Annotated in this window: 11 protein-coding genes; 2 read left to right on the forward strand and 9 right to left on the reverse strand. The window is 46.7% G+C overall.

Annotated elements, in window-relative coordinates:
• Window positions 1-385 precede the first annotated feature (385 nt).
• The 9 genes from COV46_02785 to COV46_02825 all read right to left on the reverse strand — a co-directional run bounded on the left by COV46_02785 (window position 386) and on the right by COV46_02825 (window position 6840).
• Entirely contained in the window at window positions 386-1174 is a 789-nt protein-coding gene (locus COV46_02785; protein ID PIR17723.1) for a cytochrome C, read from the reverse strand.
• Window positions 1175-1274: 100 nt separating this feature from the next.
• Entirely contained in the window at window positions 1275-2324 is a 1050-nt protein-coding gene (locus tag COV46_02790) for a cytochrome B6 (protein ID PIR17724.1), read from the reverse strand.
• Window positions 2321-2770 carry a cytochrome B6 gene (locus COV46_02795; protein ID PIR17725.1) on the reverse strand — a complete coding sequence of 150 codons (450 nt, stop codon included), beginning with the start codon at window positions 2768-2770 and terminating at the stop codon, window positions 2321-2323. The genes COV46_02790 and COV46_02795 overlap by 4 nt, the downstream gene beginning before the upstream one ends.
• A complete protein-coding gene (locus tag COV46_02800) occupies window positions 2767-3957 on the reverse strand; it encodes a polysulfide reductase (protein PIR17726.1) in 1191 nt (396 codons plus the stop codon). The genes COV46_02795 and COV46_02800 overlap by 4 nt, the downstream gene beginning before the upstream one ends.
• 127 nt (window positions 3958-4084) lie before the next feature.
• Complete coding sequence (locus COV46_02805) at window positions 4085-4840, reverse strand: 4Fe-4S ferredoxin (GenBank protein ID PIR17727.1); 756 nt, start codon at window positions 4838-4840, stop codon at window positions 4085-4087.
• Window positions 4837-5277, reverse strand: a complete 441-nt coding sequence (locus COV46_02810; protein ID PIR17728.1) for a hypothetical protein — start codon at window positions 5275-5277, stop codon at window positions 4837-4839. The genes COV46_02805 and COV46_02810 overlap by 4 nt, the downstream gene beginning before the upstream one ends.
• Before the next feature lie 67 nt (window positions 5278-5344).
• Window positions 5345-5704, reverse strand: coding sequence for a hypothetical protein (locus COV46_02815; protein ID PIR17729.1), 360 nt, complete (start codon window positions 5702-5704; stop codon window positions 5345-5347).
• A 206-nt stretch (window positions 5705-5910) separates the two neighbouring features.
• A complete protein-coding gene (gene tatC / locus COV46_02820) occupies window positions 5911-6669 on the reverse strand; it encodes a twin-arginine translocase subunit TatC (protein ID PIR17730.1) in 759 nt (252 codons plus the stop codon).
• Between the two features lie 3 nt (window positions 6670-6672).
• Complete coding sequence (locus tag COV46_02825) at window positions 6673-6840, reverse strand: twin-arginine translocase TatA/TatE family subunit (protein ID PIR17731.1); 168 nt, start codon at window positions 6838-6840, stop codon at window positions 6673-6675.
• A 126-nt stretch (window positions 6841-6966) separates the two neighbouring features.
• On the opposite strand from COV46_02825, the gene COV46_02830 reads away from it, so the two are divergent.
• Together COV46_02830 and COV46_02835 are read left to right on the forward strand one after the other, a co-directional pair.
• Entirely contained in the window at window positions 6967-8799 is a 1833-nt protein-coding gene (locus tag COV46_02830; GenBank protein ID PIR17732.1) for a hypothetical protein, read from the forward strand.
• On the forward strand, window positions 8796-11537 hold the full coding sequence (locus tag COV46_02835; GenBank protein ID PIR17733.1) for a hypothetical protein: 2742 nt from the start codon (window positions 8796-8798) through the stop codon (window positions 11535-11537). Before COV46_02830 ends, COV46_02835 begins: the two co-directional genes overlap by 4 nt.
• The last annotated feature ends 291 nt before the right edge of the window (window positions 11538-11828 follow it).

Here is an 11828-nt window from a genome sequence, read left to right on the forward strand (position 1 = left end):
TGCCGGCGTAGAACCGCACCCTCTCCACGTCACTTATCCAAAACCACCCAATCTCCTCCAAATGAGTCCGTCTTGTGGGTTCCGTCTTCGTCTTGTGGGTTCGTCTTCGTCTTGTGGGTTCGTCTTTGCGTCTTGTGGGTTCGAAGGGTCAGATGGCTATGTTGGGGGTGAATATGAATCGGCTCTTGCGGGATTGGAGGGGAGATGCCCTGATAGCAGCGGCGGTGTGATGAAGAAAAAGGAAAATGATAGGGAGGCGGGAGATAATGGCAGGGGAAAAACATTCGGATCGCCCGAAAAAGAAAATATTGGATGCGAAATGCGTTTTTTTAACCGTCACTTCTCCGACAGGGTCTATTTATGCTCGGATATATGATTTAAAAACTCATTCCGAAAGAATTGTGTTTCTGTACCACCAGAAGATGAGGGCTCCTATCAATAGAAAGATTATGAAGATAGCGCCAAATATCTTTCTCTTTACCTCTGTTGCTTCGTTAGCCGCTATTTCAGCTTTCAGGCGTTTTATTTCCGTATTTATTCCCGTTGTTTCTTTTAATATTAAATCTGCGTTTACGACATGCGTTAACCTGTGAAAATTATTTCTCGTAGCAAATAAAGCATTTTTAGCAGGCCTTACATCGTGTCCTTGAATACGTAACGCTTCCATCCTTTTTTCCAGCTCTGTAATTTCAGTTTCCGACATAATCATTGCGTTTCTTATTTTTTCCGCCCGCTCAAAACTGTGGCATTGTGCACAAAGGTTTTTCGAAATAAGGCTGATGTTGGCTCTTTTCTGTTTGTGAGAAGTGTGACAGGTGACGCAATTTGGCCCTCCTCTGGTAAGATTTATACTGTGCGCGCTCTTTGTGTAATTTTCCTTGACGCCAACATGGCATTTACCGCAGAAGGCCGGAACCTCCGCTTCCGAAGGCTTGCCTATAAAACCTTCCTTTGGGTCCATAGCATTATCGATGTTTTTTGGATTTCCACCGTGGCAGTTATGGCAGGATATTCCGTTTTCAGCATGAATGCTCTCTCTCCAGTCTTTTGCAACATCTTCATGGCATGAAAGACATGCGCTGTCCTCCGCAAAGGCAAGCGGAAGCAAGAAACAGGAAGCAAGAAACAAGATGCAGGGAATAAAATATTTTTTAGCGTCTATTTTTATATTCATAGGCCGGAAGTCCGAAGTCGGATGTCAGAGATCGGAAGCAAGAAGTAAGATGTCGGAGATCCCCTACTTCATTTTTCTGACTTCTGACGACTATATTTAATTACGAACAATATCCCCATATCGTAAGGATAATAAATGCAATTATTCCCAAAAAGATGATTGTCCCGAATATAGGGCGTTTCCATGCCATCCGTTCCTCTTTTCTATCCAAAATGGGCAGAAAGAATATAAGAAACGCAACAATTCCTTGCAATACGATGCCCAAAAATTCGTTGGGCACGAGTTTAAGCATTTGGTAGTTTGCCAGAAAATACCATTCGGGCTTAATATGCGCCGGCGTTGAAAGCGGATCGGCAGGATCAAGCGCGTCAGGCGGAAAACTTATCTGCGGATAAAAGAAAACAAATACGAATAATACCGCCAGGAAAAAATAAATGATCTTTAAATCCTCTATTACAAAATGCGGAAAAAACGGCATCTTTTTTGTGCCGTCCGTCCAAGGCGGCACAGATATGCCGGTTCTGCGCATTACAAAGATGTGGATGGAAATTAGTGTTAGGAGCGTGAACGGAATGAGAGAAACGTGCATTGCAAAGAAACGCCCCATTGTCTCTTGGGAGACAATATTGCTTCCGCGCATAAAGTATACGAGCCAGTCGCCGACAACCGGGATTGAGCCTGGGAAACTCGTTGCTACGGTTGTTGCCCAATACGAAAGCTGGCTCCAAGGCAGGAGGTATCCGGAAAGGCAAGTGACAAGCGTGATTCCCAAGATGAAACATCCGACGAACCAGTGTATCTCTCTCGGTTTTTTATAGGAGCCCATGATGGCTACAGAGAACATGTGAAGGAACAGGACGAGAACAAACATGTTGGCGCCGACCGCATGAACGCGTCTTATTAACCAGCCCGCGGGAACCGTATTTGAGATGTATGTCACGCTTTCAAACGCTTCTTTTGTGTATGGGACATAGTTCATTAAGAGAAAAATGCCTGTGACAACTTCAATACAGAAAACAGCGATAAGCACGGCTCCCATAGAATACCAGAAATTTAAGCCAGAAGGAACCATGTAATGCGACATCTGCTCCCGGTATATTTCCAATAATTTTATTCTTTCATCAATGGCGCTTATAATTCTCCTGATCATGATTTCTCCAAAGCAATCGTGCCATCTTCAACCACTGTGACATTATACACAGTGAGCGGTTCCGGAGGCGGGCCGCTTATATTAACGCCGTTTGCATCAAATTTGCCAGCATGGCAGGGGCAGAAAAAAACGCCTTCGTTTGGAATCCACTTAACGAGACATCCAAGATGTGTGCATACTGCTGAAAGCGCTCGTAGCTTCCCGTCGCGTTTTATAATAATGGTTGGGCCGCTCTTTGAAAACCCGACAAACGATGAATTTTCTTTGATCTCTTTTTCCAAAACGGGCTTGCCATCGGCAGAAGTCAGGATATTAGCGTCGCCGGAGTTTTTTTTCGGGATCAGGTATCTGACAAACGGAGCAGCAAAAATAACAGCAGTCACCCCCAGCACACCACCCACCAACTTTGTTAAAAAATTGCGTTTGGCGATATCAGTTTCAGTCATGTTCTAATTTTCTTCCATGGAGGCATTAGCCAAAGTAGAAAGCTCAAAATAATGAACGGCAGAATTACAAGTCCTGCCGACACCAAAAATCCTTCGCGGCCTATCATATCCAGCTTATAAGCTGTGAAACCGTAGAAACTTTTTGAAAACAACTGGCCGCCTATCACAACGTTCCAGCGCATTGCAAAAACACCTATCAGCACCAAAACGCTGTCCATTAAATAGATAAGACGCCTCTTCTTTTCCGACGGTTTATAAACTTGCAATAATCCAAGCGTTATAAGCGGCACAATGGTGCCGAGCATTATCTGGACTATTATCAAAGTTATATAAAGCTTGCCGGACATGAGAAGCGAGATGATTTCAAAGGATTCCTCCGCTTCATAAAAGCGATGGATTTGATCGAGCGCTTCAAGCGAAAAGTCTAATACCAAGGCGTAGAGGAGGTATCTGCCAACGGTGTCAACACATTCCATATCTATGGGAATGCGCCTAATAAGCGAAATAAGCATATACAGTAGCATGACCAGAGCGATGCCCGAAACCATTGCAGAAAAGATAAATATAACGGGCATTAAAACACTCGACCACCATGGGTTAGCCTTAATGGAGCCGAAAATAAAGCCGACGTAGCCATGCAATAAGAATGCGGACGGTATGCCGATGATAGTTACAAAATAACCGAGTTTTTTGTCCCATCTCAATGCAGACTCCGAAATGTCTGTAACGCCCAAGGTTAAAATTTTGTATACCCACTTCATTATGCCGGTTTTTTCGTTGGACCAAATAACAAAGTCGCGCCTGTAATCGAACCATATTTCCAGGAGCAAAACCACCATCAGATACCACATATATACAAACCCAAACACCGCCATTGCAGAGGTGAGGTGGGGCGTTATCATGATTTCATATGCGCGGAAAGGCTGTGTCAGATGGGCGTTTAAGGGTATCGGTGCGCAAATCAAAAAAGCAAGCGCGGTTAAAAGCGCCAAATCGTAAGTTGGCTTAACGGCCTTTACCTTAAACACCCGTTCGAGAGAGGCGAGGATGAAGGCTCCCGCGACAAGACCCGTAATATAGGGATATAAAACTATCAAGATGCTCCAGTGGAGTTCCACCTCGTTTGGATAGATAAAACCCTGCACTTGCGTCAAAACACCGTACAAATTTTGTATGAGTTGGTCCATTGTATTTTGTGGTCTGCTCGGGCGATGAATGTCGCCACTCGCATTAATTTATGTTTTTGTCATCGCCTCGCAATGCCCCAAGCCCCGCGCAAACCACCGGCAAAGCCAGATGGTTCGCTTGTTTATCTTATCTTACTTCCGAGCTTAAACTGTTATAATAAACTTTAGCGCCGGTGTTTAAGTGAGGTCGCAGTACCAGACACGTATGATTTTTTAAAAATTTGACTAGCTCTCCATTTTTATCATTCAAATCTCCAAACGTTCTTGCGCCTCTTGGGCAAACTTCAACGCACGCGGGATTTTGCCCCTTTGTTATTCTGTGGTAGCAAAGCGTGCATTTATCAACAACATGCTTTTCGGGATGAAGATAGCGGCAGCCGTATGGACACGCCTGAATGCAATATCTACAACCTATGCAGTATTTGTCGTCCACAAGAACAACGCCGTCTCTGGTTTCATACGTTGCGCCTACCGGGCAAACCTGAACACATGGAGATTTGTAACAGTGGTTGCACAATTTCGGCACAAAAAATGATTTAAATATTTTTTCGTCGGGCACCGATTGTTTTAGGCCGTCGATTCCGCCGTTTTCCGATTCAACTTTCACCTTGCCGTCGTCCATGATTGTATATTGCTCTACCCACGAACGGAAAAAGAACGGCTCCCTTGGCACATTGTTTTCTTTTTTGCACGCGTCGGAACAGCGTCCGCAGCCGATGCATTTGTCTATGTCAATTCCCATGCCATACCAATGACCATCCTTCTTTTTGGGGGTTGCCGCGTAAAGAAGGGCGTTAAAACGATCTGCTACAGAGGCTGTAAGAACGCCGCCGGCTATCAAAGCCGTAGATTTTAAGAAGTTGCGTCGTGAATTAAGTTTCATATTTTCGGATCATGCGCGTTGTGGCATAAATAACATTCCATTCCTTCGTTATGTTTTTCCAAATCTATTTGAGGCATGTTCTTTGGACGCGCATAATTCTTTGTATGACACAACCCGCAAAATGCTCTTCCCTTTGGCTTATCGGGCTTAATGTTCATGGGGTCTTCGGCATGTTTTATGGCAGGACCATGGCATGTCTCGCAGGCAACCGTTGCATGTTTGGAAGAGGCTTTAAGTTTGTAAATGTCTTCGTGGCAGGTTTTGCAGGTAGAGGAGCCAGCATAATTCATAGGCAGAGCTTTCACCTCTTCCACCGAATCCGCACGGTAATGGCCATATTTCCCAAAAGATTTAGGAACAAGAAAATAGCGGGCTACTATAAATAGCCCGATAAATATCGCAAACAAAACAGCGAGTCTTTTTATCTGCGGCGGCATGGACCAACCTCAAACTCTACAACTTGGATAAAGTCAAGAAAAAGTTCATATTTGCACAAGAATATTTTTATTTGGCGGGTTTTTTATGGCAATCGTCGCATTTTCTTGGACCGGATTCTATCATCCTGTGGCATCCCATGCAGGTCTCATGAAGGGCTATCTTTGCCTCTTCCACCATCATCGAAGCGGTGTCCGTGCCGTGGCAGTGGCCGCATTTTTCGACGTGATGGCATTCGATGCATTTAAGTCCGTAACTTTCGGAATGTGTCTTATGGTCAAAAGAGACCACGGTGTAGTTCTTGTAAGACAGGTCCGTCATTTCGGGGGTTGGCGGAGGAAGGCCGTTCTGTTCCGCACACGCCGCCATGCAGGATCCGCACCCGATACATTTGGTGAAGTCTATCAAAAGACCCTTCTTTGTCTTCATGAATTATCCCCCGTTCTTGATAGGTTGATATGGGCACCTCTATAAACTACTCACGCTGTCATTGCGAGCCCCGAAGGGGCGCGGCAATCCCCCGCAAACACTTGATTTATGGAGATTGCTTCGTCGCTGGACGCTCCTCGCAATGACATAACAATGGGTTTATAGAGGTGCCCATATGCTTCATACGTTAAAATTTCCCCATGGTCTCAAGAAAATTCAGAGGCTATAAGCCTGTTCATCCTCTTTTTATAGATGAATTTTGCCCCGAATATCGAAATCTCGTAAAGAAGTATCAACGGAATGGCCATCATGACTTGAGTTACGACGTCAGGCGGTGTTAAGAGAGCGGAAATGATAAAAATGACAATTATTGCATGCCTTCTATATCTTGTAAGAAGGTATGGCGAGACTATTCCAATGGCTGACAGCAAGAATATGACCACCGGAAGTTCAAACGCCACGCCGAAGCAGACAAGCAGTGTTGTGATGAACCCGAAATATCCGTTTATCGTCCAGCTCGGCATCACTCCGAGGCCGATGGAATAGTTGTAAAAGAAAGTTATCGTCATCGGCGCTATCATAAAATAGGCGAAGAGAGCGCCCGCAACAAAGAAAAGCACGGTGGATGTAACGCCTAATGACACATATCTTTTTTCATCGTTGTAAAGACCGGGGGCTACGAAAGACCATAGCTGATAGATCGTCCACGGGAGCGCGATGCCTATTCCGGTAAGTATTGCCGCGTGAAACGTCATCATGAAAGTATCGGAAGGGCTGAGAGATAGCAGCGCGTTCTGGTTGACGATGCCGTTCGAGGCCATGAAATCAAAATAAGGCCTGCAAAGAAAACGAAAGATACCGGAGATGAACACGAAAGATATTATAACGCCGATGATGATGCCGAGCATGGCCCTCATCATCCGTGTTCTCAGCTCGTCCAGATGATCAAGGTAGGCCTTGTCCATATTCTATTTTTTTTCTTCGTCCTTGATGTCGGCCGTTACGTCCTTCATCCCCTTCTTGAACTCATTGAGGCTCTTGCCTAGCGACCGAGCCAGCTCCGGAAGCCTTCTGGCCCCGAAAAGGAAAACGACGACAAGTAAAATTATCAGTATCTCAGTCCATCCAATTCGCATAATGCGCCTCCTATCTCGTTGTTAACGGGACACGACTACAATAACGGAAATATAACTGTCCAGTACTTAATTTTTATATTTATTTTGATTGATTTATGGGGGATTGACAGGCATAAAAATGCGCCAATGAGAAAGCAGACAATCTTTTTAATCATTTGTTTATCATTTCTTGTTACCCGGACAGCCCATTCGCTGGAAGACAGCGAATGTTTTAACTGTCATGCCGAGGTCGACCAAAAAAGGTTCGCGACGTCTATTCACGGCAAGAACCTTTGCACCAGCTGTCACTCCGATATTACAGAGGCTCCGCATAATCAGAAACCCGGACCGGTCAAGTGCGGAAACTGCCACAGGGTGGAATTCCAAATATACCATAACAGCGATCATGGCAAGGCGGTAGCAAAAGGGATATCTGAGGCCGCATCCTGCAAGGCCTGCCACGGAGATAATCACTATCTTTTGAATTATAGGAATCCGTTATCGCCAGTTTCGAGAAAGAACATAAATCAGACCTGTGCCAGATGTCACGAAGACGAAAAGAAGATGGATCAGTACAGACTTACTCAGAAGACTCCGTACAAGTCCTATCTTGAGAGCGTGCACGGAAAAGCGTTCCTAGGGGGTGAGGAGTTCGCCGCGGTGTGCACGGATTGCCACGGTTCGCATGATCTCCATTCTCCGAATAACCCCGAATCAAAGATATATAAGTTCAACGTCCCAAAGACCTGCAGCAAGTGCCATGAGAACGTCTATAATACATACAAGATGAGCATTCACGCCAAAGCCCTTTATGATGGCGTTAAAGACGCCCCGGTCTGCACCGACTGCCACGGCGAACATGATATAGTCTCCATTTCAGATCCCGATTCTTCAGTCTATGCCGCCAATATCGTCAAGACATGTTCGCACTGCCACGCGTCCGAGAAGATAACCTCAAAGTATAATCTCCCGGTGGATGTGCTCGACAGCTACATGAAAAGCTACCACGGCATAGCGTATCAGTACGGCTCCAAATTTGCCGCCAACTGCGCTTCGTGCCACGGCTTTCACGATGTTCTTCCGAGTTCCGATCCGAGGTCATCCATCAATGCTGCGAACGTGGGTCGCACCTGCGGAAAATGTCATCCCGGTGCGGGCGACCAGCTTTCCAAGGGCTCGGTTCACATGAACCCGTCCGTCAGTAAGGATGTCATCGTCTATTACGTGAGCCTTTTCTATATCGTTACAATAGTGTTGACGATCGGCGGCATGCTTTTCCATAATTTCCTGGATATAAGAAAGAAGCTAAGGAGCCATTATGAGAAATATGTGAAGAACTCGGTCGCCGTGCGTCTAAGCCGGACGGAACGTCTTCAGCATCTTATCCTTGTGATTACTTTCATCACGCTCGTTTATACCGGTTTTGCGCATAAATATCCGAACGCCTTCTATTCTTATCCGTTTTCAGGTGAAACAGGCTCTTTAATAAGAAAGGTCATACACAGGGTCGCCGGCGTCATCTTCATATTCCTCATGCTCTATCAGGGAGGATGGCTGCTTTTCACAAAATACGGCAGACAGAAGATATTGGACCTTCTTCCAAAATGGAGGGACGCGACCGATTTCTTTGCGCTACTTCAATATAATATTGGTTGGCGGAAGGAGAGGCCTCGGTTCGACAGATACAACTACATTGAAAAGGCCGAGTTCTGGGCTCTCATCTGGGGTTCGGTTGTCATGGTGCTGACGGGTCTTATTCTTATGTTCGAGAACATTTCTTTAAGTTTTATGCCCAAGTGGCTTATAGATGTTGCGCTGGTCGTTCATTTCTATGAAGCTCTTCTAGCCACCCTCGCGATAATCGTATGGCATTTTTACTGGGTCATATTCGATCCGGATGTTTATCCTATGAACTGGAGCTGGGTAACGGGAAAGATAACGAAGCACCAACTGGAAGAAAGAGAAGAGAAAAAGCAATGAAGAGAGTGCTTGCCTTTTTTGCACTGTTTTTTCTGAACTTCGTAGCCTTTCCGGTCTCATCCTCGACAGTTGACGAATGCGCCATGTGCCACGGCGACAGCGGTTTTTCTGTCGAAAGGGGGGGGAGGAAGGTATTCCTTTATGTTGACATCAAGGCATTTGACGGTTCCGTTCATGAAAGCGTCGCCTGTACAGGGTGTCATGCCGATGCGATATTGACGGACATGCAGCACCCAGCAGGCCTTGCGCCGGTCGATTGTGCTAACTGCCACAAGGACGATGTTGATAGATTTAACGCAAGTATCCACGGGCAAGTCCTTAAAAAAGGCGCGTTCTATGCCCCCAAATGCGTAGATTGTCACGGCAAGCACGACATATTAAAACATACCAGCCCCGGTTCTTCTACGTTCAAAATGAACGTGCCAACTCTTTGCGGAAGGTGTCACAGGGATGATGCGCTTGTGGCCAAGACCTACGACATCCCGCAAAAGAACATACTGGAGAACTATAAGGAAAGCATTCACGGGGAGGGGTTGCTTAAAAAAGGCCTTTTGGTCACCGCCACATGCAACGACTGCCATACTTCTCATAGCATACTCCCTCATACAGATGCCAAGTCATCCATCAATGTCAATAATATCGCAAAAACCTGTTCGAGATGCCACGTAATGATAGAACAGGTCCATAAGAAGATAATAAGGGGCGAACTTTGGGAAAAGAAGCCGGGTTCGATACCGGCATGTACCGATTGCCACTCACCGCACGAGGTGAGGAAAGAGTCGCTTGTAATTGGGATGGCCGACCGTGATTGCCAGAAGTGCCACGAAAAACAAAAGCCATTCGCACACAGGGAAGAGGTGCTGAGATCGGCCCATGCCAAGATACCCTGCGTAAAGTGCCACTCCGATGTGACGCCGAACCACGGACGTCCGTGCGATACCGCGGGCAAGGTCGATTGTTCATCGTGCCATGTGAAACAGGGCGAGGATTACACACAATCGACGCATGGACAGCTGCATGGTAAGGACGATCCCGATGCGCCGTGGTGTACCGACTGCCACGGGACACATGGAATCATTGATAGAGAGAATGAAAAGTCGCCTATCTATAAGAGCAATATTCACAGGATCTGCGCCAAGTGCCACGCCGCAGGCGGCAAGGCCGCAAAAAGGTATAAGGGCGAACAAGCTGGCGACATGATAGAGTCCTACGTCAATAGCACCCACGGTCGCGGTGTTGTTGGAAGCGGGCTCTTGTCTTCGGCATCATGCACTGACTGTCACGGAAAGCATATGCAACTGCCTGCCTCCGACCCGATGGCGAACGTGAATACGGTCAATTTGGCCGCCACTTGTGCAAAATGCCATAAGGGGATATTTAATCAGTTCGTGAACAGCGTTCACAGCCCATCCGTGACCAAAACGGATGAAAGGCTTCCGGATTGTTCTTCGTGCCACTCATCGCACCGGATAACCCGTGTTGACGAGGATGCGTTCCTTGCACAGGTCGGCACCCAGTGCGGCAACTGCCATCAGGATGTTGCAGGGACCTATTTTGAGACGTACCACGGCAAGGCCTATAAACTAGGATATTTAAAGGCGGCAAAGTGTTCCGATTGCCACGGTGCGCACGACATCTTGAAGCCGAGCAATCCGGCATCCCACCTTTCGAGGAACAATGTCATTGAGACATGCAAGAAATGCCATTCCGGGTCCAACAGACAGTTCACGGGTTATCTGACACACGCAACACATCACAACCGTATCAAATATCCCATACTCTTCTTTACATTCTGGTCGATGACCCTTCTCCTGATCGGCACGTTCGCATTTTTTGGCATTCATACGCTTCTCTGGCTGCCGAAATCGTTCGCCAGACTCAAAGAGAAGCGGGAGATACAAACTCAGGAAGAGGCGCGCCAGTTCTTGAGATTCAATCTCAGAGAGAGGGTCCTTCATTTCAGCGTCATTATAAGTTTCTTCGGCCTTGCCATAACCGGCATGATGCTCAAGTTCGCCGGAATGGCGTGGGCCAGCCATCTTTCAAAACTGATAGGCGGTGTAAAGGTCGCGGGGACCATTCACAGGATATGCGCGGTCATTACCATCGGATATTTCGCCACCCATCTTTACACCTTGATCAAGTTCAAAAAGAAGAACTCCCTTACTTGGGGGGAGATGGTCTTCCACAGATATTCGCTTGTCCCCAGCTGGAACGATGCGAAGGAGTTCTTTGCCACCATGCTCTGGTTCTTTGGCCGCGGAGAAAGGCCGAAATATGGCAGGTGGACGTACTGGGAGAAGTTCGATTACATGGCGGTATTCTGGGGCGTTGCCATAATAGGCTCGACGGGCCTTGTCCTGTGGTTCCCGGAGGTGTTTACCAAGATTCTCCCCGGCTGGCTGATAAACGTCGCCACCATCGTTCACAGCGATGAGGCTCTGCTTGCCGTGGGTTTCATATTCACCATACATTTCTTCAATACCCATTTAAGGCCGGACGCCTTTCCAATGGATCCAGTGATATTTACCGGCAGAACGCCGCTTTCTGAACTTCAGCACGACCGTCCGCGCGAATATGATGAACTTGTGGCCGAGAACGAGCTTGAAAAAAGGATCGTGAAACCCGTTTCCAGGGGGAGATTGAAGCTGATCTATGCCTTTGGGCTGTTCTGCCTCGTCGTTGGCGTTACCCTCATTCTCTTCATTATTTATTCTATGCTTTTTGGATATAAATGATATATGGGTGCCTCTAAAAACCCCATAGAAAGAGTAGAATAGGGGGCATCTCTAAAAACCCCATAGAAAGAGTAGAATAGGGTTTATATTTCAGAGGGTAATGATAATATGCCTCCATAAACAAGGGGGCAAAGATGACACAGATAAAACAAATGACGCGAGAGATACAGGGTGGTTTTTTTGATGCGGAGTATCGGTTGCAGGATATATCGAAGCGAGGCGACCCATTGGATAAGCCCATAGGGGCACCTCTAAAAACCCATTGGCGTGTCATTGCGAGGGAGCGTAGTG

Source organism: Deltaproteobacteria bacterium CG11_big_fil_rev_8_21_14_0_20_49_13 (genome assembly GCA_002796305.1).
GTDB lineage: Bacteria > UBA10199 > UBA10199.